At 73.1% G+C, this 22,502-nt stretch carries 25 protein-coding genes; 15 read left to right on the top strand and 10 right to left on the bottom strand.

The window, feature by feature from the left end:
* Nucleotides 1-8: 8 nt before the first annotated feature.
* Both QRN23_RS00830 and QRN23_RS00835 read left to right on the top strand, forming a co-directional pair.
* Nucleotides 9-686: an HAD hydrolase-like protein gene (locus tag QRN23_RS00830; protein ID WP_056044155.1), complete on the top strand. Its 678-nt coding sequence runs from the start codon at nucleotides 9-11 to the stop codon at nucleotides 684-686.
* Nucleotides 683-1,984, top strand: a complete 1,302-nt coding sequence (locus QRN23_RS00835; RefSeq protein ID WP_236557064.1) for an MFS transporter — start codon at nucleotides 683-685, stop codon at nucleotides 1,982-1,984. The genes QRN23_RS00830 and QRN23_RS00835 overlap by 4 nt, the downstream gene beginning before the upstream one ends.
* A 51-nt stretch (nucleotides 1,985-2,035) precedes the next feature.
* On the opposite strand, the gene QRN23_RS00840 is transcribed toward QRN23_RS00835, so the two are convergent.
* The gene (locus QRN23_RS00840; protein WP_285062059.1) at nucleotides 2,036-2,944 is read right to left on the bottom strand and encodes an SDR family oxidoreductase; all 909 of its coding nucleotides are present in this window, start codon (nucleotides 2,942-2,944) and stop codon (nucleotides 2,036-2,038) included.
* 250 nt (nucleotides 2,945-3,194) lie between these two features.
* Here QRN23_RS00840 and QRN23_RS00845 point away from each other — a divergent pair, with 250 nt between their 5' ends.
* Entirely contained in the window at nucleotides 3,195-4,109 is a 915-nt protein-coding gene (locus tag QRN23_RS00845; protein ID WP_159828323.1) for a cation diffusion facilitator family transporter, read from the top strand.
* A 114-nt stretch (nucleotides 4,110-4,223) separates the two neighbouring features.
* Here the strand turns inward: QRN23_RS00845 and crcB are convergent, their stop codons facing one another.
* The 3 genes from crcB to QRN23_RS00860 are packed head-to-tail and all read right to left on the bottom strand — an operon-like array spanning nucleotide 4,224 to nucleotide 5,567.
* Nucleotides 4,224-4,601 carry a fluoride efflux transporter CrcB gene (gene crcB / locus QRN23_RS00850; RefSeq protein ID WP_123571129.1) on the bottom strand — a complete coding sequence of 126 codons (378 nt, stop codon included), beginning with the start codon at nucleotides 4,599-4,601 and terminating at the stop codon, nucleotides 4,224-4,226.
* Nucleotides 4,598-5,035, bottom strand: a complete 438-nt coding sequence (locus tag QRN23_RS00855) for a fluoride efflux transporter FluC (protein ID WP_159828329.1) — start codon at nucleotides 5,033-5,035, stop codon at nucleotides 4,598-4,600. Before QRN23_RS00855 ends, crcB begins: the two co-directional genes overlap by 4 nt.
* A 13-nt stretch (nucleotides 5,036-5,048) precedes the next feature.
* Nucleotides 5,049-5,567, bottom strand: a complete 519-nt coding sequence (locus QRN23_RS00860) for a universal stress protein (protein ID WP_056229464.1) — start codon at nucleotides 5,565-5,567, stop codon at nucleotides 5,049-5,051.
* Nucleotides 5,568-5,661: 94 nt separating this feature from the next.
* On the opposite strand from QRN23_RS00860, the gene QRN23_RS00865 reads away from it, so the two are divergent.
* Nucleotides 5,662-6,345, top strand: a complete 684-nt coding sequence (locus QRN23_RS00865; RefSeq protein ID WP_056044169.1) for an SOS response-associated peptidase — start codon at nucleotides 5,662-5,664, stop codon at nucleotides 6,343-6,345.
* Between the two features lie 81 nt (nucleotides 6,346-6,426).
* Here the strand turns inward: QRN23_RS00865 and QRN23_RS00870 are convergent, their stop codons facing one another.
* The 6 genes from QRN23_RS00870 to QRN23_RS00895 are packed head-to-tail and all read right to left on the bottom strand — an operon-like array spanning nucleotide 6,427 to nucleotide 14,500.
* Nucleotides 6,427-7,008, bottom strand: a complete 582-nt coding sequence (locus tag QRN23_RS00870; RefSeq protein ID WP_173153985.1) for a hypothetical protein — start codon at nucleotides 7,006-7,008, stop codon at nucleotides 6,427-6,429.
* Nucleotides 7,005-10,952, bottom strand: coding sequence for a type VII secretion protein EccCa (gene eccCa, locus QRN23_RS00875; protein WP_285062067.1), 3,948 nt, complete (start codon nucleotides 10,950-10,952; stop codon nucleotides 7,005-7,007). Before eccCa ends, QRN23_RS00870 begins: the two co-directional genes overlap by 4 nt.
* Nucleotides 10,949-11,935: a P-loop NTPase family protein gene (locus QRN23_RS00880; RefSeq protein ID WP_285062068.1), complete on the bottom strand. Its 987-nt coding sequence runs from the start codon at nucleotides 11,933-11,935 to the stop codon at nucleotides 10,949-10,951. Before QRN23_RS00880 ends, eccCa begins: the two co-directional genes overlap by 4 nt.
* Complete coding sequence (locus tag QRN23_RS00885; protein WP_123571125.1) at nucleotides 11,932-13,254, bottom strand: EsaB/YukD family protein; 1,323 nt, start codon at nucleotides 13,252-13,254, stop codon at nucleotides 11,932-11,934. The genes QRN23_RS00880 and QRN23_RS00885 overlap by 4 nt, the downstream gene beginning before the upstream one ends.
* The gene (locus QRN23_RS00890) at nucleotides 13,251-13,580 is read right to left on the bottom strand and encodes a hypothetical protein (protein WP_055975719.1); all 330 of its coding nucleotides are present in this window, start codon (nucleotides 13,578-13,580) and stop codon (nucleotides 13,251-13,253) included. Before QRN23_RS00890 ends, QRN23_RS00885 begins: the two co-directional genes overlap by 4 nt.
* Nucleotides 13,577-14,500, bottom strand: coding sequence for an FHA domain-containing protein (locus QRN23_RS00895; protein WP_285062070.1), 924 nt, complete (start codon nucleotides 14,498-14,500; stop codon nucleotides 13,577-13,579). Before QRN23_RS00895 ends, QRN23_RS00890 begins: the two co-directional genes overlap by 4 nt.
* 356 nt (nucleotides 14,501-14,856) lie before the next feature.
* Between QRN23_RS00895 and QRN23_RS00900 the strand changes: the two genes are divergently transcribed.
* From QRN23_RS00900 to QRN23_RS00950, 11 genes are all read left to right on the top strand, one after another.
* Complete coding sequence (locus tag QRN23_RS00900; protein WP_307785006.1) at nucleotides 14,857-15,198, top strand: WXG100 family type VII secretion target; 342 nt, start codon at nucleotides 14,857-14,859, stop codon at nucleotides 15,196-15,198.
* A gap of 12 nt (nucleotides 15,199-15,210) precedes the next feature.
* The gene (locus QRN23_RS00905) at nucleotides 15,211-15,519 is read left to right on the top strand and encodes a pore-forming ESAT-6 family protein (protein ID WP_043595262.1); all 309 of its coding nucleotides are present in this window, start codon (nucleotides 15,211-15,213) and stop codon (nucleotides 15,517-15,519) included.
* Nucleotides 15,520-15,528: 9 nt separating this feature from the next.
* The gene (locus QRN23_RS00910) at nucleotides 15,529-16,620 is read left to right on the top strand and encodes a DUF6177 family protein (protein WP_056228045.1); all 1,092 of its coding nucleotides are present in this window, start codon (nucleotides 15,529-15,531) and stop codon (nucleotides 16,618-16,620) included.
* Between the two features lie 4 nt (nucleotides 16,621-16,624).
* Nucleotides 16,625-16,999 carry a hypothetical protein gene (locus QRN23_RS00915; protein WP_285062072.1) on the top strand — a complete coding sequence of 125 codons (375 nt, stop codon included), beginning with the start codon at nucleotides 16,625-16,627 and terminating at the stop codon, nucleotides 16,997-16,999.
* On the top strand, nucleotides 16,996-17,352 hold the full coding sequence (locus QRN23_RS00920; protein WP_055975732.1) for a DUF6507 family protein: 357 nt from the start codon (nucleotides 16,996-16,998) through the stop codon (nucleotides 17,350-17,352). Before QRN23_RS00915 ends, QRN23_RS00920 begins: the two co-directional genes overlap by 4 nt.
* A complete protein-coding gene (locus tag QRN23_RS00925; RefSeq protein ID WP_285062074.1) occupies nucleotides 17,352-19,793 on the top strand; it encodes a DNA/RNA non-specific endonuclease in 2,442 nt (813 codons plus the stop codon). The genes QRN23_RS00920 and QRN23_RS00925 overlap by 1 nt, the downstream gene beginning before the upstream one ends.
* Nucleotides 19,783-20,265, top strand: coding sequence for a hypothetical protein (locus tag QRN23_RS00930; protein WP_137846903.1), 483 nt, complete (start codon nucleotides 19,783-19,785; stop codon nucleotides 20,263-20,265). The genes QRN23_RS00925 and QRN23_RS00930 overlap by 11 nt, the downstream gene beginning before the upstream one ends.
* A gap of 54 nt (nucleotides 20,266-20,319) precedes the next feature.
* Nucleotides 20,320-20,844: a T6SS immunity protein Tdi1 domain-containing protein gene (locus tag QRN23_RS00935; protein ID WP_148053679.1), complete on the top strand. Its 525-nt coding sequence runs from the start codon at nucleotides 20,320-20,322 to the stop codon at nucleotides 20,842-20,844.
* A 431-nt stretch (nucleotides 20,845-21,275) separates the two neighbouring features.
* Entirely contained in the window at nucleotides 21,276-21,542 is a 267-nt protein-coding gene (locus QRN23_RS00940) for a hypothetical protein (protein ID WP_285062081.1), read from the top strand.
* The gene (locus tag QRN23_RS00945) at nucleotides 21,539-22,021 is read left to right on the top strand and encodes a hypothetical protein (protein WP_267659121.1); all 483 of its coding nucleotides are present in this window, start codon (nucleotides 21,539-21,541) and stop codon (nucleotides 22,019-22,021) included. The genes QRN23_RS00940 and QRN23_RS00945 overlap by 4 nt, the downstream gene beginning before the upstream one ends.
* On the top strand, nucleotides 22,008-22,493 hold the full coding sequence (locus QRN23_RS00950; protein WP_285062083.1) for a hypothetical protein: 486 nt from the start codon (nucleotides 22,008-22,010) through the stop codon (nucleotides 22,491-22,493). The genes QRN23_RS00945 and QRN23_RS00950 overlap by 14 nt, the downstream gene beginning before the upstream one ends.
* Nucleotides 22,494-22,502 lie beyond the last annotated feature (9 nt).

Consider the following 22,502-nt stretch of genomic DNA (forward strand, 5'->3'; position numbering starts at 1 on the left):
TGGGGGTGATGACTCTCCCCTACACGGCCGTCCTCTACGACCTCGACGGCACCATCGCCGACTCGGCGCCCGCGATCACCGCCAGCCTCGCCCACACGATCGGCGAACTCGGCCTGCCGGTGCCCTCGCCCGCCGACCTCATGGCCTGGGTCGGACCGCCCCTGCCGCAGAGCTTCGAGGTGCGCCTCGGCCTCGACGGCGAGCGCCTCGTCGACGCCATGCGGCTCTACCGCGCGCACTACCTGGCCCACGGCGCCCTCGAGGGCGAGGTGTTCCCGGGGGTGCCCGACCTCATGGCGGCCGTGCACGCGGCCGGCATCCCCACCTCGACCGCGACCTCGAAGCCCGAGACCCCGGCCACGGCCATCCTCCGGGCCCACGGCCTCGACCGCTACCTCGACGTCATCACCGGCGCGTCCGACGACGAGGTGCGCAACACCAAGGCCGACGTCGTCGAGGAGGCCCTGAAGCGCCTGCGCGCCCGCGGGGCCGACCTCTCGCGGCCCGTCCTGCTCGGCGACCGCCACCACGACGTCGAGGGCGCGGCCGTGCACGGCGTGCCCACCATCCTCGTCGGCTGGGGCTACGGCGAGCCCGAGGAGTACGTCGGCGCGGTCGCCGTGGCGGCGGACGTCGACGAGGTGGCCGACCTGTTGGGCGTCTCCCTGCTGCGCGGCGCCGCGTGACCCGGGCCGCGGCCGCGGTGCGGTCGCCCGCCGCCTGGTTGCTCACCCTCGCGATCGTGCTGATCGCCCTCAACATGCGCGGGCCGATCGTGGCCCCGGCCCCCGTGCTCGACCAGATGAGCGCCGACCTCGGCCTCACGGCGGTCGTCGCCGGGCTGCTCACCAGCATCCCCGTGCTCTGCTTCGCCGTGGCGAGCCCGTTCGCCTCGGCCCTGATCGGCCGGATCGGCGCCGAGCGCGCCGTCACGCTGGGGCTCGCCGGCGTGCTCCTCGGCACGCTGCTGCGCACGGCCGGCGGCACGGTCTGGCTCTACGTGGGCACGATCGTGATCGGCGTCGCCATCACGATCGGCAACGTCGTGCTGCCCGTCGTCATCCGTCGTGACTTCAGCCCCGAGCGGGCCGGCTTCGTGACCGGCATCTACACCTCGGCCCTCAACGTCGGGTCGATGATCACCTCGCTCGCGACGGCCCCGATCGCCTCGGTCGTCGGCTGGCCCCTCGCCCTCGTGACCTGGGGGCTGCTCGCCGTCCTGGCCGCCGTCGTCTGGTCGATCGCCGTCGGCCCCCGCGTCGCGGTGCGGGGCGGCAGCGTGGCCGTGGTGCCGGGGTCGCAGGCCGACGTCGACGACCGGCACCGCGCCTCCTCGGCGGCCGACGTCTTCACGGGCGGCATCGACGTCGTCGAGCCCGGCGAGGCCGAGGTCGACGCGCGCGAGCGCCGACGCAGCGCGACCCCGCTGCTGCGTCGGTGGACGACCTGGGGCCTGACGCTGGCCTTCTCGGGGCAGGCGTTCGGCTACTACGGGCTCACGGCCTGGATGCCCACGCTGCTGCGCGACGAGGTCGGCCTCACCCGCGAGGCGGCCGGGGCGAGTTCGTCGGTCTTCCAGATCCTCGCGGTCGTGGGTGCGCTCGGGGTGCCGTTCCTCGCCCTGCGCGTGCGGCCGGCGGTCGTCATCGGGCTGATCGCCGTCTTCTGGTCGGCCATGCCGCTCGGCCTGCTCTTCGCTCCCGAGCACTGGCTGCTCTGGTCGATCTTCGGTGGGGCCGCGCAGGGCGGCGGCATCACGATCATCTTCATCGTCATCGTGCGCATGGCGTCGACCGACGTCGAGGCACGACGGCTGTCGGCCCTGGTGCAGGGCGGCGGTTACGCGATCGCCGCGCTCGGGCCGCTCGCGATCGGCGGACTGCACGACGTCAGCGGCAACTGGCAGATCCCGATGATCGGCGTCGCCGCGGCGGTCGTCGTGCTCGGCGTCAGCGGCGTGCTGTCGTCGCGACGCGTGCCCTGAGCCGGCCGGGCCGCCGGCCGGGCCGACGACCGGGCGGCCTCCCGGGCCGGGTCAGTGCTGGACGCCTCCGGCGAAGAGCACCTCGAGCGTCAACGGGTCGCGTCCGGTCAGGTCGCGCACGGACGACGTCACCTGCGCCACCTCGCCCGAGGCCATGGACGTGTAGGTGCTGACCCAGGCGTCCGCCTGGAAGGGCTCGGGTTCGAAGACGCGGCGGGACTCGTAGGCCTCGTCGACCGTCTCGTCCACGAACGTGAACGACCGTCCGCCGAGGGCGGTGAGGCGTGCGGCCGCCTCGGTCAGGGTGAACGCCTCCGACCCGGTGAGGTCGTAGGTCGCCCCGGCGTGCGACTCGTGGTCGAGCAGCACGACGGCCGCCACCGCCGCGACGTCGGCCCGGGCCACCGCCGCCACGCGCCCGTCACCGGCCGGGCCGCGGATCACGCCCTGCTCGTCCGCGAACAGCGGGATGAAGTCCAGGTAGAAGTTGTCCCGCAGGAACGTGAAGGCCAGCCCCGACTCGCGGATGTGCTGCTCGGTCGCGAAGTGGTCCCGCCCGAGCGTGAACACCGACTCGGCCGACGCACCGGCGAACGACGTGTAGACCACGTGCCGCACGCCCGCCTCGACGGCGGCGTCGACGAAGGCGCGGTGCTGGTCGACGCGGTCGGGGGCCTCGGCCGCCGACACCATGAACAGCGTCTCGACCCCGCGCAGGACCTCGACGGAGGCCGCCCGGTCGCCGTATGTGGCGACGGCGACCTCGGCCTCGGCCCCGTCGAGTCGGGGTGCCCGGGTGGCGTCGCGCACGACGAGCCGCAGCGGGACGCCCCGCTCGGACAGGTGCGCGGCCACGATGCCGCCCACGGCGCCCGTCGCACCCGTCACGGCGACGAGGGACGAGGAGGCGCGGGCGGGTTCCCCGAGGGAGGCGGAGGAGGTCTCGGTCGAGTCGGTCATGCCTCACTGAACCATGCGCGGTGGGGGCGGCTCCCAGGCGGGGCCGACCCGCGCCTCCTCGTCCGCCCGGTGGGCCCCGATCGGCGTCGTTGCAGGGATCGAGACTCGTTATCGACTGCCCGGATCGGTGGCCGTCGCCGACGGGCGCCGGTAGATTCGACGCCGGCTCGGAACGCCGGCGGACCGACCCGCCGGACGGATACCCACCCCGATCCGCCACCCCCGACCCTCATCCCGACGAGAGGCGCCCATGGGCCACGACCACGGACACGGACACGTCGCCGCCGACGGACGACGGCTCCGCCTCGCGATCGCGATCATCGCCCTCGGTTTGGTCGCCCAGCTGGTCGGCGCCTGGCTCTCGGGCTCCCTGGCGCTGTTGGCCGACTCGGGGCACATGCTCTCCGACCTGGCCGGGTTGGTCATCGCCCTCGTGGCCACGATCGTCGCCGCCCGACCCGCGAGCGGTCGACAGACCTACGGCTACCGCCGGGCCGAGGTGTTCGCCGCCTTCGTCAACGGCCTCGTGCTGCTCGCCGTGTCGCTCTCGGTCGCCGTCGCCGCCGTCTCCCGTCTCGTGGCGGTCGACGGGCACGAGGTGCTCGGGCTGCCGATGCTGGTCGTCGGCCTGGTCGGCGGGGCGACGAACGTCGCGGCGCTGCTCGTGCTGCGGGGTGGGGCGACGCACTCGATCAACATGCGCGGCGCCTACCTCGAGGTGCTCGGCGACCTGCTCGGCTCGGCGGCCGTCGTCGTGGCCGCCGTCGTCGTGCTGACCACGGGCTTCACGCAGGCCGACTCGGTCGGGTCGCTGATCATCGCGGCGATGATCGTGCCGAGGGCCTGGTCGCTGCTGCGCGAGGCGATCCGGGTGCTGTTCGGCTCGGCTCCGGGCGACATCGACCTCGAGTCGGTCCGCACACACATCGGCGACACCCCGGGCGTCGTCTCGGCACACGACGTCCACGCCTGGCAGATCACGAGCGGAGCGACCGTGTTCTCGGCGCACGTCGTCGTCGAGCGCGAGGTGTTCTGCGACATGAAGGTCGACGAGACCCTGGACGCCCTCGACCGGTGCCTCGCCGCCCACTTCTCGGTCGAGCACGCGACGTTCCAGCTCGAGCCGGCCGACCACGCCGGGCACGAGCGCGAGACGCACGCCTGACCGGGCCCCCTTCCCCCGGAGGCGCGGGTCGAGTGGGCAGAACGGGTCCCTCACCAGCCGCGGAAGGACCAGATCTGCCCACTCGGCGCGCCTGAGGCCCGGGCGACGAGCCCGTCAGGCGAGCGAGCCGAGCCACAGCCCGAGGGAGGCGACGCCCACGCACGCGACGAGCATGCCGAGGCCGTTCGCGATCGCGGCCCCGCGTCGCCCGGCCGCCAGCAGTCGCACCGTCTCGACGCTGGCGGTGCTGAACGTCGTGTACCCGCCGAGCAGCCCGGTGCCGAGCACGGCCTTCCACTCGGGCGTGACGACCGCCTGCAGGGCGAGGCCGGTCAGCAGCCCCAGCGCGAACGAGCCCGACACGTTGATGACGGTCGTGCCCCACGGGTAGGCGGAGCCGAGGCGGTCCTTGACGAGCCCGTCGACGACGAACCGGGTGGCGGCACCGACCCCGCCGGCCACCGCGACGGCGACGACGAGCAACGGGCTCACGAGGCGCGCCCCGCGAGACGTGCGCCGACCCGGATGCCGGCCGCGGCGGCGAGCACCCCGAGCACCAGGCTCAGCAGCCCGTAGAGCACGGCGACGGCGAGGTCGCCCCCGCCCGCCCCGGCGAGCGCCGCGGTCTCGGTCGCGAGCGAGCTGTAGGTCGTGAACCCGCCGAGGACGCCCGTCCCCACGAGGAGTCGGAGCCGGCGACGCCCGCCCTCGTCGGGCCCGGAGCGCAGCAGCCGCTCGAGCAGGACGCCGAGCACGAACGCCCCGACCACGTTGATCGCGAAGATCGCCGTGTCGAACGCCCCCCACGACGGCACCACGAGCGTGATCCCGACCCGTGCGGCCGTCCCGAGGGCGCCACCCAGGGCGACGAGGGCGATCAGGGACGGACGGAGGTGCGGGGCACGGGGGCGCGCGGCACCCGTCACCGGCGGCCTCGCGTCACAGTTCGTCCTCCCACGGCAGCGTCTGGCTGCGGGGGACGGGGGCGAGCGGCACGACGACGACCGGCCGGTGCTGACGGTGGCTGAGGTGCAGGGCGACCGAGCCGGCGAAGAACTCTCGGACGCTGCCCCGCAGGCCGGCCTCGCGGCTGCCGACGACGATCAGCGGGGCGTCGAGCTGCTCGGCCAGGTGCGACAGGCACCGGGCGGGGTCGCCGGCGACGATCGAGGTGCGCAGCTCGACGCCGCGAGCCGAGGCGACCGGCCGCAGCCGCGCCTCCAGGTCGGCGTCGAAGGACAGCGTCTCGGTGTAGTCGTCGGGGTCGAGGGGGTACGACAGGACGGTGCCGTCGATGCCCTCGGCGAAGGCGAGCCGGTCGGGCTCGACCGAGACGCAGAGCAGACCGGTGCCGTACCGTGCCGCCAGGTCGGCCGCGGTCGCCACGACGGCCTCGCCCGAGTTGGGCACGACGCCCGCGACGACGAAGCCGCGCGCGGGGTTCTGCTCGTCGGACATGGTCACCACCCTCTCACCGTGTCGCCGTCCCACGCGGCGCCACGGCCACAGTGAACCACCGACACGCCCCTCCGCGGAAGAGCAGACTGTCGGCATGTGCGGTCGCTACGTCGTTGCCCGGGCCACGTCCGATCTGCTGCCGAGCCTGCTCGACGGCCTGGGGCCCCTGCCCGACGACTTCAACGTCGCGCCGACGACCGTCGTGCCGGTCGTCCGGGAGCGGCACGGCGAGAGGCAGCTGCCCGGTGCCCGGTGGGGGTTCGTGCCGTCGTGGTACCCCGACCTGAAGAAGCGTCCGCAGCCGATCAACGCCCGCATCGAGACCGTGGCGACCAGCGGCATGTTCCGTCGGGCATTCGCGACCAGCCGGTGCATCGTGCCCGCACAGGGGTACTACGAGTGGGTCGTGACCGAGACCGGCAAGCAGCCGCACTACGTGCACCAGCCCGACGCCGGGCTCGCCATGGCCGGCCTCGTCACCGCGTGGCCCGATCCCGCGAAGGACGAGGACGACCCCGACCGTTGGGTGCTCTCGACGACGATCATCACGCGCGACGCCCACGTGGCACCGGGCGAGGTGCACGACCGGATGCCGGCCTGCCTCACCCCCGACTCGTACGACGACTGGCTGGGCGAGGGCCTCGACGCCGACGAGCTGCTCTCGCTGCTCGACCGGGACTCGTTCGAGGTCGCCCACGACCTCGTGCAGCACGAGGTGAGCCGCGACGCGAACAACGTCCGCAACAACGGCCCTCACCTCATCGAGCCCCTGCGTTGACGCCCCTCGGACGAGGAGGCACGGCTCGCGTCCCGTCCGGAGGCGCGGCTCGCGTCCCTTCCGGAGGCGCGGCTCGGCGCCTCAGCGCGCGTCGCGGTGGCTCGCCAGGCGTTCGCGCAGGTACGACACGAGTTCGCCCTGGGCCCGTCGGGACTCCCGCGTCAGCCGGTTGAGCGGAACGCGCCCGCCCGCCGCGAGGGCGGGGTCGCGCGGGACGACGACGAGCGAGCGACGGCCGAACTCGTTCTGCAGCGCCTCGCTCGAGCGCGTGGTCCGGTGCTCGCCGAAGACGCCGACGACCACGAGCATCACCCGGCGCAGGCCGCCGACCCCGTGCCGCTCGCGGATGCGGGCGAGGACCCGTTGGGCGTCGGCGAAGCCGACCGGGGTCGTCGGGGCCACGACGACCCCGAAGACGCTCGTGTCGTCGAGCAGGTCGAGGAGTGCGCCGTCGGCGTGGGCGCCGAGGTCGTGCAGGGTCAGCTCGTGGTCGACCCGCGGCGCGTCGTCGCCCCCGGTCAGACGGGTCCCGAGGTCCCCGCCCGAGTGGTCGATCAGCCGGGGCACCGACTCCCCCGAGAGCTGGGTGAAGAGCAGGGCCGTGACCGTCGTGGTCCCGACGCCCCCGGCGACGCCCGCGACGACGACCGTCCGGCCGGTCACGAGCCCGCTCCGGCGACGTCGGCTCGTCCGTCGGCCTCGAACCGGGCCACCTGGACGATGCGCGGCGCCTGGCCGCGACGGACCAGGCGGCCTCGACCGGCGGTCATCTGCTCGGCGTAGACCTGCGGCACGATCGGTCCCTCGCTGCGTTCGCCCGACATGATGAACGACGACCCGCCCGTGTCGCGCAGCGTCTGCAGCGCCGGGTCGTAGAGCGCTCGCGCCGAGCCGGCGACCGGCCTGCTGATCAACACGTGCAGCCGGAGGTCGCGGGCCGAGGGCAGGAAGGGCAGCAGCGGCTTGAGGGGCTCGGTGCCCCCCGAGGCGACGATGTCGTAGTCGTCGATCACCACCACGATGCGCGGACCGGCGTCGCGGTCGCCGGCCTGGCGCTTGGCGAGCTCGTCGGCCACGGCGACGGCGAGCGCGCGGGCGTCCGTGCTGGTCGAGGCATGACCGCCGAGGTAGTCGTCGGGCACCTCGGCGACCAGGTCGCCGCGGAGGTCCATCAGGGCCACGACGAGCTCGTCCGGGGTCGCCCGGTCGACGAAGCCGCGCACCAGTCCGCGCAGCAGGGTCGACTTGCCGGCCTTCGAGTCGCCGAACACGAGCAGGTGCTGGTCGGCACCCGGATCGAGGGCGACCGGCTGCATCGTGTCCTGCCGCAGGCCGAACGGGATCGCCTCGGGCTCGTCCAGCGCGTCGGGCAGCTCGTCCGGCGAGAGCTCGGTGGGCAGGAGGCGGATCGGTGCCGCCGCGGGGCCGTTCCAGCTCGACGCCGACCGGCGGGCGAGGGCCTCGAGGGCGTCGCCGACCTCGTCGTCGTCCGTGTCGTCCAGCACCGGCAGCGCCACCTGCGCGAACAGGTTGTCGTCGGTCAGGGCCCGACCGGCCTGGTCGGCCCGGATGGTCTGGGCCAGCTTGCGACCGATCACCGAGTCCGCGGGATCGTTCAGGTGCAGCTCGACCCGGGTGCCGACCATCGGTTGCTGCGCCATCCGCAGTTCGTTCCACCGCGTCATCCCGAGCACGACGTGCAGTCCGTAGCTGCCGCCGCGCAGCAGCAGGTCGCCGAACGCCGTCTCGAGCTCGACGAAGTCCCCGCGCAGCTGGCCGGTGCCGTCGACGACGAGGACCACGTCGGCCGAGATCAGCTCGGGCACCTCGCCCGCGGCGTGCAACCGACGCAGCATGGCCAGCGAGTCGATCCCGTGGTCGCGGAACACGCGCTCCCGGGTCGTCAGCATGGCCGCCAGTTCTTCGAGCAGCCGCAGGAGGCGGTCCTTGCTCGCCCGCGTGGCCACGCCACCGACGTGCGGGAACCCCTCGATCCGGCCGAGCCCCCCGCCCGTGAGGTCCATGCCGTAGATGCCGACCTCCTGCGGGGTGTGCGTCAGGGCCAGCGAGGCGACGAGGGTGCGGAGGAACGTGCTGCGTCCGGTCTGCGGCGCCCCGATCACGGCGACGTGCCCACCGGCCCGGGCGAGGTCGAGCAGCCACGGGTCCTGCCGCTGCCGCGCCGGGTCGTCGAGCAGTCCCATCGGCACCCGCAGGCCGCCGGCCTGGTCCGCTCCGACCACCCGCGAGAGCGCGAGCCGGTCGGGCAGGGGTGGCAACCAGACCGGGTCGACGTCCGTGCCGCCGCCCATCAGGCGGTCGACGGCCTCGTCGATGACGGCGCGACCGACGTCGGGCCGCGAGAGCTCGTCCTCGCCGCCGTCGTCGTCGCCGCCCGCGATGCCGTTGAAGGTCGGCAGCAGGAGCGCGGTCGGCCGCACGTCGTCGCCCGCCAGCGAGCGGGCGGCCTCGGTCGGCAGGGGGCCCGACACGTAGCCCGCGCGGAACCTCCGGTACACCGAGGTGTCGACCTTGAGGAAGCCGAACCCCGGGACCGCGGGGAGGTGGAACGCGTCCGGCCGGTCGAGCACGATCGAGCTCTCGGCCTCGGAGAAGGTCCGCAAGCCGATCCGGTACGAGAGGTAGGTGTCGAGGCCCCGCAGCTTGCCCGCCTCGATGCGCTGGCTCGAGAGCAGCAGGTGCACGCCGATCGACCGCCCGATCCGACCGATGGTGAGCAGCAGGTCGACGAACTCGGGCTCCGCCGTGAGCAGCTCGCCGAACTCGTCGATGACGACGAACAGGTGCGGCATCGGCGGCAGCTCCGGGCGACCGACGCGCATCTCGCGGTAGTGGCTGATGGACGACGCGCCCCCGGCGTCGCGCAGCTGCTCCTGACGCCGGACGACCTCGCCCTGGATGCTGACGCGGGCACGTTCGGTGAGCTGCGCGTCGTCGGCCAGGTTGTCGATCAGCCCGGCGACGTGCGGCAACCCCGCGAACGGAGCGAACGCCGCGCCTCCTTTGTAGTCGACGAGGACCATGCTGAGGTCGTCGGGCGAGTGCGACAGGGCGAGGCCGAGCACGAGCGTGCGCAGCAGCTCGCTCTTGCCCGAACCGGTCGCGCCGATGCAGATGCCGTGCGGGCCCATGCCGAGCTGCGCGGACTCCTTGAGGTCGAGCAGGACCGGCGCCCCGAAGTCGTCGATGCCGATCGGCACGCGCAGGAAGTCCCGCGGCGAGCGCGGCGTCCACGCGGTCGCCGGCGTCAGCGTCGTCACGTCGTCGATGCCGAGCAGGTCGGTGATCTCGACGGCCTGGGCCGAGTCGACCTCGTCCTGCCTGCTGAGGCTGAGCCGCAGGGGGGTGAGCGTGCGGGCGACGGCCTCGAACAGCTGCGGGGTCGTGGCGTCGATCGTCGCCGTCTGCACGCGGACCTGGCCGTCGTCCTCGACGCGGGCGTCCGTCACGACCGCCTCGTCGCCCTCGACGGTGATGCGCAGCGTGACGTCGGACGGCTCGTGCAGGCGGTCGCTCAGCAGGTGGACGGTCGTCACGCCGAGGTCGGTCAGCGAGAGGTCGGCGTCGGGCACCGGGATGCTCGAGGCGACGTGCCCCCAGTCGTCGACGAAGACGACGAGGCGCGATCCCTCGGTGCGCGCCGTGGTGCCGATCGAGCGCTTCGTCGTGGCGGCCTCTTGTGCCCGGTCGCCCAGTTCGCCGCCGATGACCGAGAGCAACGAGGAGGCGCTGGTCGCGACGCGTCGCGCCGGCACCGGTCCGTCGTAGAGCGAGTCGTCCACGGCGTGCGGGACGAGGTCGAAGCCGCGCCAGTCGTCGGCCGCGCTCTCGGGGAACGCCGCGGCCAGGTGCACGTCGTCGGGCGAGTGCAGGGCGGCGAGCTGCAGGATCATCGAGCGCGCGACCCGCAGCGCGGACTCGCGGTCGCCCAGCACGGCGACCGATCCGGCTCGGTCGAGGTCGACCGTGATGGGCATGCCCCGCACGGTCGAGAGGTGCTCGACCACGGACTCGGCCTCGCTGGCCATGATCGGGTCGAACGGCTGCACGGGGTTCGGGTCCTCGGGGACGGACATCGGGAACCAGGTCAGGTCCCCCTCGCCGATCCGCACCGAGAGGAAGTCGTCGTGCTGGCGGCGGCGTTCCCAGAGTCGCGCGGGGTCGCGCACCAGCTCGAGCAGGGCGGCGGGTTCGGGGTCGAGCACGGCCGCCGTCGCCCGGACGGCCCGGGCCTTCGTGCGCATCCGCGAGCGCAGCCGCTCGAGGAAGTCGAGGTAGCGCTCGCGCTGCAGGCGTCGCTGCCGCGCCGCGTTGCCCCGCTGGCTGAGGGTGACCGCGAGTCCGCCGACCAGGGCGACGATGAGCAGCACGGCGCCGACCAGCAGGAAGAGCGGGTTCGAACTGCCGCGGTAGACGACGATCATCACGACGCTCGAGAGGGCGCCCACGACGGGGAGCAGGGCCTGCACGGGCACGCCGCCGACCTTGCCGTCGGCCAGCTGGGGCGGCGGGGTGATGTCCTCGTGCTCGGCGGGCTGGACGGGTCGCGTGATGCGCGTGGGCCGGTGGACGAGCTTGACGGTCATCGTCGCGCCTCCTGGTCGTCGGCGATCGCCGGGCGGGCGTCCCGCCCGCGGGCCTGGCGGCGTTCCGAGGGGCGACGTTCCGACGGGCCGGGATCGGCCGCCGACGGGGCCGGGCCGGGATCCCCGACGGGCGGGGCGCCCCTCGGGACCGACGGGGCGTCGAGGGGCAGCAGGGCGGCGGCGAGGCGGGCGTAGGCGATGCGGGTGCGCGTGCCCAGTGCGGCGCTCGACACCGGCCGACCGCCGGAACGGGCCGCGTCGTAGGGCACGCGCACGACGGGCACGGTCGGGTCGTCGCCGACCGTGACGGGGGCCGCGCGACCGGCGTCGCCGACGTCGACCAGGGCGATGACCACGTCGGGCCGGTCGGGGTGGTCCTTGATCGCGGGCACGAGGGCCGCGGCCTCCTCGGCGGCGTGGCGATCGGCGCGGGCCACGATGCAGACCGTCCGGCTGGCCGACACCACGTCGGTGAGGTCGGCACGCCAGTCGCGCACTCCCCAGTCGGTCACGACCAGGTCGAAGAAACGGCTGATCGGGGTGACCTCGTCGAACCAGCCCGCCGCGGCGGCCACGGCACGGGACTCGCCCCGGGGGTCGAGCGAGAGGGCGTAGAGGCCCGAGGGCGTGCGGGGCAGACCGTCGACGGCGTCGACCGACCGGCGTGCCGTGCGCCTCCGCGAGCTCGGTGCCGCGCTCGAACCGACCGGCGCGCCGGCCTGCCACAGCATGCCGCGGGGGCCGCGCGACGCGTCCACGCCGAGGACGAGCCCAGGACGGCGACGGGCGAGCAGGGCGGCGACGTAACCGGCGGTCGAACTCGCCCCGGCTCCGCCCCGTGCCTGCACGAAGCCGATGCGGCGCGACACCGGCAGCGGCCGCCGGACGATCTCGTCGACCGTCGTCACCTCGTGCACCCGGGCGCTCACGCTGCCGAGCAGGGCCAGCGGCGCCGACCGGACGAACGCGTCGAACGCGCTCACGAGAAGGCCCCGAGCAGGTCGGCGTAGACGCCGAACACCCCGAGCAGGACGGGAAGCAGGGCCACGACGCCGAGGGCCTCGACGGCGTTGCCCACGCGGCGCAGCGAGGCGCGTTGGTGGGCGACCGGGTCGACGCCGCCGGCCACGACCGCGACCACGACCCCGGTCGCGAACAGGACGACCACGAGCCACCCGGGAGCGAGCGGTTGGACGAGCAGGCCCCCGAGCAGGCCGATCAGGGCGGCGGCCCAGAGCACCCAGCCCTGGGCGGCGATCGGCAGGGCCCGGGTGCGGGCCGCGACGACGAGCACCACGGCGACCCCGAGACCGACCTGCCAGAGATCGGACGACCCGACGGACGAGGCGGCCGTGACCGCCACGGGCCCCGCCACAGCGAAGGTCGACCAGGTCAGGGTGCGGTAGGCGTCGCCGACCGTCAGCAGCACCTCGTCACGGCGACCCCGGCGTCCGTCGACCACCTGGTCGTCGAGACCGGTCAGGCCGGAGGCGCTCATGGCGAACCAGGGCAGCAGGCCGCAGACGACGACGGCGAGCACGGCGCCGACGCCCACGGCCCCCGCGTCCTGGACGCCGAGGGACCGCAACACGATCGGCACGGCCCCGAGCACGACGCCGAGGACGCCGCCCCACCACGCCGACCGGGAGCCGAGACCGGCGCCCGCTCCGAGCGCCAGCGCGACCCAGGCGAGCACGATCACGGCGAGCGCCACGTCGACCGGCGGCAGCTCGAGGGCCGGGACGGCCCCGAGCACGACCGCCAGGGGGGCCGCGCACCCCAGGGCGACCGAGGTCGCGGCGACGGCGAGCCAGCGGCCGCCGAACCGGCCGGACACGAGGGCCACCACGACGGCGAACCCGTAGACGATCGCGAGCGTGCCGACGGGCTCGACGTCGGACGCCCTGGCCAGCACCGTCGAGAGCGCCAGCGAGAGCAGTCCGATCGCGACGGCCGCCGTAGCCGTGCGCGACCGTCGCGTCCACAGGCCCGGGCGGCTGGCGAGCGATTCGGCCAGCACGTCGGTGACGTCCGCGACCTCGGGCGGCGGGGGCGCGGCGTCCTCGCGCAGCAGCCGGAGCAGCTCGCCGTCGACGATGCGCTGTTCGGCGACCGACAGAGAGGTGTCGAGCTGCTCCCCCGTCGAGCGGACGAGGGTCAGCGGGCGCGACACGGCACCGGGACGCTCGTCGAGGAGCTCCATGAGGCGCGGGATCAGACCACCGATCGGCTCGTCGGCGGGCACGACCATCTCGGCCTTGCGCGCCGTGCCGACGATGGTCAGCCGGGTGTAGTCGGTCATCGGGGCTCCGTCGTGGGGGTGGGGTCGGGGACGTCGGTCGACGCGGGAGAGGGCGACGGCGAGCCGGTGACCGGCACCGCGCCTCCTGACCCTCCGGTGGTCTGCGACTGGGTCGCGCGCTGGTCGGCCAGCACCGAGAGCACGAAGGACGTGCCGGCGCAGCCCGCGCAGGCGACCGCCGCGATGACCAGGCTGACGATCAGCCGACGGACGTTGTCGTTGACGAGCCGACGCTCGTCGAGTTCGCCGAACAGGAGGGCCGAGACCAGGCGGGCGCGGTGCGTCTTGACGGTCTCGAGCAGGACGACGTCGCGGTCCCCGCTCATGCGTCCACCACCCCGGACGGTTGGACGGTGAGGGTCCGTTCGCCGAGCTCGACGACGTATCCCGGTGCGGCCGGCCCGCGCAGGCCCGCCACGAGCGGCTGCCGCGTCCCGTCGGGCGCGACGAGCGAAGACCCGTTCGTCGACCCGAGGTCGGTCACCCACAGCACGGCCCCCTCCCACGCGAAGAGGGCGTGGGTCTTGGTGAGGCTGCGGGCGAGGTCCGCCCAGGCGAAGACCGGGTGCTCCTCGCCCTCGCGGTTGACCGGGGCGCGGCCGATCAGCAGGGTCGACTCGAGGTCGAGGCGTTCGCCGCTGTCGAGCTCGAGGACGATCGACGGCGCGGTGGTCGTGGGTCGGCCCTGGCCCGTGCGCCCGAAGGTGTTCTCGTCGGGTCGTCCCGCGGCGTCGAGCGGGTCGGTCGGGTGGAGCGGCAGCGGGGCGGAGGCCGCGACGGGGAGGGCGGGCCTCTGCACGAGCGGGGGCGACGACGTCATGGGGTCCCGGCCACGCCGCAGGTCGACCGTCACCGCCTGACGACGGATGCTGAAGCGCCCGCGGCGGTCGACCCTCAGCACGGCCGGCGGGCGACCGGTCAGGTCGTCCACCGTGCGCAGGGACAGGACCAACCGGCCCACCGAGCGCCCTCCGCGCACGTAGAGCACCACGTCGAGCAGCACGAAGGCCAGGGCGACCACCACCACCGCGACCTCGACGGGCACGGGGACGAGCGCCGCGCCGGCCGTGGCGGACGAGGCGCCCGTGGCCACGCCGACGACGAGGACGCCGAACAGGACGAGTGGCACGCCCCAGTCGATGGCGACCGCACCGCGACGCCGCGACGGGGTCGCCGTCTGCACGCCCGCGAGCAGTCCCGAGTAGGTGCCGATGGCGCTGCCGGTCGCCGCCGAGACGATCCGCACACCGCACCAGAAGCACCAGGTCGCGCCCGCACCGAGCGGTTGTCCGCAGCGTCCGCAGCTTCGCGCGCCGACCAGTGCGCCCACGGTTCCGCCTCTCGCCTGCGGGGTGCCGGACCAGGTCGTCGAGACCGACGAGGAGCGACCGCCCGCGTCCCCGGAGCGCACGATCGGCCCCAGGCTAGCCGACCCCACGTCCCCCGGTGAGACACCCGTTCCGGGGCCGTCACCCACCCGTCCCCCGCCTCGGTCCCCCGACATGTACCCCGCAGACGGGTGGCGATCGAGAAGGAATCGTGATTTCCTCATGAGTCGACCCGTGACGGGTCGCCATCAGATCGAAGCAAGGGGAGAACGACATGATGAAGTTCGCCATGGGGAGCGAGACCCTCACGCAACTGAGCCAGAAGACGAGTGGGGCCGGCGACGACCTCGGCGCTCTGGTCCGCCAGCTCGCCGACGCGGCCGCGCCGCTCGAAGGCCGCTTCAACGGAGCCGGCCGCGCCGCCTTCGACCGCTTCAAGGGCGAGGTCGACGGCATCTCCGTCGAGCTCAACGCCGCCCTGTCCTCGGTGCTGACCGGCATCACGGGCCAGAACCGTGCCTTCGTCGAGGGTGAGCAGCAGATCGCCGACGAGACCACCTCGGCCCAGTCCGGCGCCGGATTCGAGAGCGCCCGCTTCGGCGGATCGCGCGCATAAGGGGGAACGACCATGGCCAACGCAACCGACCGCCGCGACTTCGACCTCGGAGCCTCCGGCAACGCCCAGGACAACTTCAACGCCGTCGCCAGCCGCCTCGAGGCGCTCATCACGCAGCGCGACTCCGACGTCAAGACCGCCATGGCGGACTACCAGGCCGACGGCTCCAGCGAGGAGTACGCGGGCAAGGAGCAGCGCTGGAACCGCGTCGCCACCGAGGTGCGCACGATCATCAACACGCTCCGCCAGTCGCTCGCGTCGAACGACGAGTCGGCCCAGACCGCCATGCAGCGGGCCAAGGCCGCCGTCGACGGCATCTAGGCACGGCCCGTGAGCGACTCACGGGCGACGACCCTCCCCCACCCGCTCGCCGACGCGAGTGGGCCGGGGTGGATCGCGACGATCAGCACCGCCCCCGTCGTCGGCCTGACCTCGGGGCGGCAGGCCCTGCTCACCGACGCGACCCGCGCCGGCGTCCGCGTCGTCGTCGTCACCCACGACGACGCCCGGCTCAGCTGGGCGCTCTACCAGGCCCTGCGCCTCGTCGCCGGGGCCTGGCTGGTGCGGGACGCCGACGGCCACCTGCGCCACGCCATCGGCGGTGCCCGGGTGGCGTCGTACGACGAGGCCCTGCTCGATCCCCTCGGCGACCCGGTCGACGGATCGGCGCGGGCGACCGCGCCCGCCGACGAGTTCGCCCTCCTGCCCCAGCCGGCGGTCGAGACCACGCGCCCGTGGCTGCAGTTCTCCGTGGCCGTGCACCACGCGGCGAGGGCCGAGGCCCTGACCGGCACCACGACGGAGGCGCTGGTCACCGCCGTCGCGGGCGTCGCGCCCACCGTGTGGGGCACCTCCGAACCCCCCGCCACCGTCTGGGACCGCGGTCGCATCACGGCCCTGGCCCGGGCCCGCATGCCGCGGGACTCCCGGGTGCACGTCGCCGGCTCCGCACCCGACGGCACGGTCTGGACCGGCACGATCCGCATCGCCCGCAGCGAGACCGGACTGACCGAGGAGACCCGGCTGCTGTTCGCGCTGCCCGAGGCGACCGGCGTCGACGACGCGACCCGCGCCTCCTCGGCTCTCCGCAGCCTGTCCGAGAAGCAGCAGGTGCTGCTGGCGACGGCGTGGAGCCTGCGGGGCGCGGCCGACGCGACCATCACGCCCTACCGGCCGACGACGCCGCAGCCCCTCGCCGCGGTGGTCGGCGCGCGGGCCGTGCGACGCCTGGGGCTCGACGCGGCCTCCTTCGCCGCCGAACACGGCGGGACCACGACCGGCAACGCCCGTACCCCCTCGCTCGTCGTGCCGTTCGGTGCCGACGCGACCCGGTGGCAGCGCTTCGCGGCGGCCCTCGACGCGATCGGCCCGGGTGTCGTCGCCGACGCCCTCCTCCCTCCGGCGGTGCGCCGTGCCCCGTGAGTTCGTGATCCTCTCCGCCGAGCCCGTGACGGCCGTCGAGGTCGTGACCGCGGCCGCGGCCGTCGACGGCGGACTCGGTGCCGGGCGCCTCTGGCAGGGCGGCGGCATCCAGATCGCGTCGGAGGAGGGCCTGGTCCTGGCCGTGCTGCGCAGCACGCAGCTCGAGGACGCCCGGGAGGCGCGGCGCGGCCTGGGACTGCCGGTCACCGACCCGGCGTCCCAGGACCACCCCGCGGGCCGACCGAACGACCACCCCGCCACCGACCGCTGGTGGACGGAGGCCTACGGCCCCTTCGACGGGCCTCTCACCCAGGCGCTGGCCCGGCGCCTGGCCGACGACGTGCAGGGCACCCTCGTGACGACAGGAGACGACCGATGAGCTCGTGGAGCATCCAGACCGACGGCGTGGTGAGCGTCCTGACCAAGGTGCAGGGCTCGGCCGAGACGTTCGCGGCGACCTTCACCGGCGTCGAGACGGCCCAGACCGAGCTGAACGCCGGCGTGGGCAGCGACATCCTCGTGTCGTCGGCCGTGGCCGTCGTCGACCTGATCTCGTCCGAGACGAACCGCGTGCAGGGCATCAACGCGCGCATCCTCGCCTGCGCGACCGGGGCGGGTGACGCGACGCTGGCCTACGTGAACGGCGACGAGGAGATGGCCGCGCAGACGCAGGCCGCCGCCGTGCAGGCCGCCGAGTCGGGCGACCTCAGCTTCTTCGAGGGGGGTCGCTGATGGCCACGAAGGGGTCGCTGATCGCACCGTCCGAGTTCTACGGTCTCGACATCGTGCCCGAGTCGATCGCGTCGGCGGCGGCGGGCTACAAGACCACGTCGACCGCGGTCACGACGAACGCCGAGGCCGTGATGACCGACTGGTCGGGGCTGTCCGCGTCGTACACCGCACCCGAGGGGCCGCAGTTGTTCGCCTCGATGGACCCGGTGCGCACCGACGCCGAGGCCGTCGCCGGCAAGCTCTCGACGGTGGCCGACCTCCTCGAGACGCTCGCCGAGTCGGTCACGGCACCGGTCGCGCGCATCAAAGAGCTCGTGACCGAGGCGAACGCCTTCCGCGCGTCGGTGGCCGGCGGCGTGACCCTCGACTTCTACGACCCCGACAACCCGCTCTTCCAGGCCAGCCAGATGAGCGGCGGCGGGGTGCCGATCGTGCCCGAGGGCCAGGGCGAGACGACCATCCCGTGGAACGAGCACACACCGTCGGTCGAGCGCAACAACGAGCTGCAGTCGCAGTACAACGCCGAGATCGCGAAGATCGACGCGGCCCGGGTCGAGTTCGAGAACGGCGTCAACGCCCTGCGTGACGACCTCTGCGTGGCTCCGCAGACCGCCGTGACGGGTGAGCAGCTCGACCTCGCCGAGGACAACCCGTGGGGTGCCCAGGGCAAGGGCGAGCGGTCGTGCCAGGAGTCGGTCGGCGACGGACTCGTCGAGTTCGGCACCAGCTTCGTCGAGGGCACCGTGTCGCTCGTCGGCTTCGACGCCGCGAACGGCTGGAAGCACGACTGGTCGTTCGCCGGCGAGGCGTGGACCGGCATGCTGACCGGTCTCGGCGCCCTCGCCATCACGGTGGCCTTCCCGGTGGCGCCCGCCCTCGCGAACCTGCCCGACTCGGCCGTACCGGAATCGCTGCGCGGCCTCCGCGACAACTACAAGCAGACGATGGACGGCATGGTCGGCGGAATCGTCGGCACGCCCGAGCAGTGGGAAGAGGACCCGGTCGCCGCCGGCACCTTCGCGGTGGCGAACGTCGCCTCGTTCTTCATCCCGGGTGCGGGCCAGGTCGGAGCGGGCCTCAAGGTCGGGTCGGGCGCGGCCCGGGCGGCGACCCTCACCGGCCGGCTGGCCGAGGTGGCGGAGGACGCGTCGCACCTGCCGAAGGGCCTGTCACGGGTCGAGGACCTCGTCGCGGAGTTCGGCGAGCACGCCGGCGGCCTGTCGAAACTCGACGACCTCGACGGTCTGACCGACACGATGGCCGCCCTCGAGCGCATGACCGACGTCGAGTTCTCCGGTCTCACCGGCGCCCGGAAGGCGGGCGAGACCGTCGACTTCGGCTCGCTGTCGAAGCTCGAGGACTTCGCCGACTACGGCGACCTCGGTCGAACAGCCGAGGAGGCGCGAGCCGCGTCCGCCACGCACGCCGACGCGTCCGCTCACGCGGGTGGTGGCACCGGCTCCGACCCGGCCGCCGGTGCCGCCCGCGCCGCCGACCCCGGGTCGGGCGGCACGACGCTGCTCGAACGTGGCGACGGAGGCGGAGCGGGCGATGCCGGTCGGGCCGACGGTGCCGGATCGAGCGATGCAGGTCGGGCCGACGGCCCTGGGACGAGCGAAGCAGGTCACGCGGACGGCCCTGGGACGGACGAGCCCGGTCGGGCCGACGGTCCCGTCGACGGCGCGGGTGCAACCCCTGACCGGTCAGCCGGTGGCGGCCATGACACGGACATCGGGGAGCTCGACCTGTCGGGCCCTGACCGGACGCCCACCCCGACCGAACCGACGCCGCACGCCACACCGGCCGTCGAGCACCACGTGACGGTCTCGGGCTCCGACCTGCCGACGAAGGAGAAGCCGTTCGCCCACGGTCAGGTCCTCGCCCCGGACACGGCGTACACGGTGCCTGGCCGGGGTGTGTTCTCGACCGACGCGACAGGTCGCATCGTCCACGTCGAGACCGAGTACGGCGGCAAGGGCAACCTGAACTACGACCTCATGCAGCCCGCCGCGGACACGACCTACGTCGTCGGTGGCAAGCACGTCTACGTCACGGACCACGCCAGCCGCACGGTGCTCGCCGAGTTCGACGACCTCCAACTCGGCGATGCCGACCGGTCCGAGTCGGTGCAGAAGCGCATCGGCAAGGAGGGCGGTGTCGGGTACGAGGGAGGCCACCTCCTGGCCAACATGTTCGGCGGCGGCGGCGAGAAGATCAACATCGTGCCGATGCTCCGAGAGGTCAATCGCGGCCGGGGCCACTCCTTCGGTAACCTCGAACGCGAACTCCGGCAAGCCCTGACCGCGTCCGACGGAGGCGCCGCCGACCTCAAAGTGCTTCCGGAGTACGAGGGCACGAACACAGTCCCGACCGGTGTCCAAGTCAAGATCCAGGCTCACGGTCAACCGCTACGACAGGAGTTCTACGACAATGTCCGGTGACGACAAGGTGAAGTCGGGTCTCGAAGCAGAACGTGATGCACTGAGAGAACTGGGTTCGCAGCTCCTTGCACTGATTCCTTCGGGTTCCGACCGCATCCGCATGCAGACAAGCATGGCTCGGGGTGTGATGGCCGGCGAGACGTTGCTCTTCGCAGCCGACGGCTCCCAGGAGTCGGCTGCTCCCGCGCGACGCACGTTCGAAGCGGCTCGTCGACTGAGGCGCCTGATGTACAAGCCAGGGGCAGGCACGTGGTTCACCGCCGTCTTCACCGTGACGGCCGCCGGAAAACTCAGCGCACAGTACGACTACGACAACGAACCCGAACTAGGTCACTTCGGTGCCGAGGAATATCGTGCCGACTTCGAGGATTTTCCCCGGACTGCCGAGAACACGCCCGAGTGGCTCGCCGCGATCCTCGCGGGTGCGCCCACCCGGCACGACCTCGTCGGCCGTGACGAGGGTCCCGTCTGAGAGTCGAGACATGGACTCGCGCAACAGGGCTGGAGTCACGTGACGCAGCCGTTGATGCCAGGGCCTCCACTGTCCTCCGCCAGCCTCGACGCCGCTGTCGAGCGTCTTCCCGACGACGTCGTGGCCCTGTGGCGTGACCACGGGCTGGGCGCGACGGCTGACGGGTACCTGCGCATCGTCGACCCCACCGCGTGGCAGGACGTCCTCGCCGAGGTCGCACCTCGATTCGCGGCGGCCACGCCCCTGATGTCGTCCGCCCTCGGAGACCTGGTCGTCTGGCTCGACGGCCGAGCGCACCTCCTCGAATTTCGACGGGGCACGAGCCGGATCATCGCCAACAGGCTCTCGACGCTCCTCGTCATCCTCGGCTACGAGTCGTTCCTGGCCGACCCCGACTACTTCGACTGGAGCCCCTTCCCGGAGGCGCGGGAGCGTCTCGGGGTGCCCCGCTCCGACGAATGCTTCGGTTTCAGCCCGCTGCTCGCCCTCGGAGGCCGACGATCTGCTGCGTCCCTCGAGGTCGTCGACATGCGCGAGCACGTCCTCCTGATCTCCTCCGTCGCGGGCCCACTGCCGTGACTCACGCCAGCGGCACAGACGCCGCATGCTCGCATCCACTTGCACGTGAGGTGGGGCTGTCGGTCGCGACCGCGCAGTCGACGACGGGCGGGACCCTGATCCTCGTCGGAGGCGGCACATCGCCCGATGCCTACCTCGAGGCATGCCTCACGACCTCGAGAGAACTGGCGGACTCAGGAGTACTCGGGCCCGTGCCGTCCGCTCACGACTCGGAGCCCCACGGCATGCCTGCCGAGAGGGACGCACTCCGCATCCTCGGCAAAGCGCTCCATGCCGTCATCCCGCGCGACCACGATCGAGTGATCGCCCGGATCAGCGTGGTCGGCGGAGTGACAGCCGGCACGATCGAGCTGCATGCCGCAAACGGCAGCTCGACCTCTCTCTCGTCCGGTCGTGGCGTCTTCCGGGCGGCCCGCGATCTCCGGAGGGTCATGAGCAAAGCCGAAGCCGGGACGTGGTTCACGGGCGTGTTCACCGTCACCGCCGGGGGGAAGCTCAGTGCGAGGTACGACTACGACCACGAGCCCGAGCTCGGGTCTTTCGCCGCCGAGGCGTACCGCGCCGACTTCGACGAGTTCCCCCGCACGCCGAAGAACACCCCCGACTGGCTGGCCGCCATCCTCGCCGGTGCCCCGACCCGCCACGACCTCGTCGGCAGGGGTGGCACACATAAGCCGAAGGGAGAACCCGAGTCATGACACGACATGAGAACCCACCCGGACTCGAGCAAGGGCGCTCTGCGCTGAGAGGGGTCGGTCTGGCTCTTCATGGCGAGATCGCAGCGGGCTTCGATCGCATCGAGGCCGAGATCAGCATCGTCGGTGGTGTCTCCTCCGGAAAGAAGCGCCTCTACCGCCCGGACGGGACGGACGACTCCATCATGGGCACGAGGGACTCCACCCTCCGTGCTCGTGAACTCAGAGAGGCCATGTACAGGCCGAGGGCCGGAACATGGTTCACCGCCTGGTTCACGGTCACGGCGGAAGGGAAGCTCCGCACGCGATTCGACTACGACAACGAACCCGAACTGGGCCACTTCGCCGCCGAGGCCTACCGAGCCGACTTCGATGAGTTCCCCCGCACCCCCGAGAACACCCCCGACTGGCTCGCCGCCATCCTCGCCGGTGCCCCGACCCGCCACGACCTCGTTCGCCTCGGACACGATGACCGGCGCTGAGGAGAGCCGCTCTGCTTCACGTGACGGGCAGCCGGCGGGACTCGAAGCCGAACGCGTCCAACTGCGCGCCATCGGTCGTCTGCTGTATCCGACTCTGAACTCACAACACGATCGTGTCGAGATGCAGGTCAGCGTGGCGGGCGGCGTCCTCGCCGGCCGGACCCGTGTCCATCGACTCGACGGTTCGCTCGAATCGATCATCGGGCCTGTCGATGCGTTCGAGGCGGCCGAAGTCCTCCGCGGCGCCATGCACCGTCGAGATGCGGGGACCTGGTTCACCGCGGTGTTCACGGTCACGGCGGCCGGCAAGATGAGCGCGTCGTACGACTACGACCACGAGCCCGAGTTGGGCCACTTCTCCGCGGATGCCTACAGGGCCGATCTGGCTCGATTTCCCCGCACCCCCGAGAACACCCCGCATTGGCTGGCTGCCATCCTCGCCGGCGCCCCGACCCGCCACGACCGCAAGTGATCGATGACC

The sequence above is a fragment of the Frigoribacterium sp. ME-P-080 genome (genome assembly GCF_030209595.1).
GTDB lineage: Bacteria > Actinomycetota > Actinomycetes > Actinomycetales > Microbacteriaceae > Frigoribacterium.

Bases quoted from the DNA above. Each gene is read 5' to 3' on its own strand.
- QRN23_RS00925 (WP_285062074.1), top strand. From the start codon at position 17,352: ATGGCCACGAAGGGGTCGCTGATCGCACCGTCCGAGTTCTACGGTCTC.
- eccCa (WP_285062067.1), bottom strand. From the start codon at position 10,952: ATGACCGTCAAGCTCGTCCACCGGCCCACGCGCATCACGCGACCCGTC.
- QRN23_RS00905 (WP_043595262.1), top strand. From the start codon at position 15,211: ATGGCCAACGCAACCGACCGCCGCGACTTCGACCTCGGAGCCTCCGGC.
- QRN23_RS00830 (WP_056044155.1), top strand. From the start codon at position 9: ATGACTCTCCCCTACACGGCCGTCCTCTACGACCTCGACGGCACCATC.
- QRN23_RS00930 (WP_137846903.1), top strand. From the start codon at position 19,783: ATGTCCGGTGACGACAAGGTGAAGTCGGGTCTCGAAGCAGAACGTGAT.
- QRN23_RS00890 (WP_055975719.1), bottom strand. From the start codon at position 13,580: ATGAGCGGGGACCGCGACGTCGTCCTGCTCGAGACCGTCAAGACGCAC.
- QRN23_RS00860 (WP_056229464.1), bottom strand. From the start codon at position 5,567: ATGTCCGACGAGCAGAACCCCGCGCGCGGCTTCGTCGTCGCGGGCGTC.
- QRN23_RS00935 (WP_148053679.1), top strand. From the start codon at position 20,320: ATGCCAGGGCCTCCACTGTCCTCCGCCAGCCTCGACGCCGCTGTCGAG.
- QRN23_RS00940 (WP_285062081.1), top strand. From the start codon at position 21,276: ATGAGCAAAGCCGAAGCCGGGACGTGGTTCACGGGCGTGTTCACCGTC.
- QRN23_RS00920 (WP_055975732.1), top strand. From the start codon at position 16,996: ATGAGCTCGTGGAGCATCCAGACCGACGGCGTGGTGAGCGTCCTGACC.
- QRN23_RS00885 (WP_123571125.1), bottom strand. From the start codon at position 13,254: ATGACCGACTACACCCGGCTGACCATCGTCGGCACGGCGCGCAAGGCC.
- QRN23_RS00845 (WP_159828323.1), top strand. From the start codon at position 3,195: ATGGGCCACGACCACGGACACGGACACGTCGCCGCCGACGGACGACGG.
- QRN23_RS00950 (WP_285062083.1), top strand. From the start codon at position 22,008: ATGACCGGCGCTGAGGAGAGCCGCTCTGCTTCACGTGACGGGCAGCCG.
- QRN23_RS00945 (WP_267659121.1), top strand. From the start codon at position 21,539: ATGACACGACATGAGAACCCACCCGGACTCGAGCAAGGGCGCTCTGCG.
- QRN23_RS00900 (WP_307785006.1), top strand. From the start codon at position 14,857: ATGATGAAGTTCGCCATGGGGAGCGAGACCCTCACGCAACTGAGCCAG.
- QRN23_RS00865 (WP_056044169.1), top strand. From the start codon at position 5,662: ATGTGCGGTCGCTACGTCGTTGCCCGGGCCACGTCCGATCTGCTGCCG.
- QRN23_RS00840 (WP_285062059.1), bottom strand. From the start codon at position 2,944: ATGACCGACTCGACCGAGACCTCCTCCGCCTCCCTCGGGGAACCCGCC.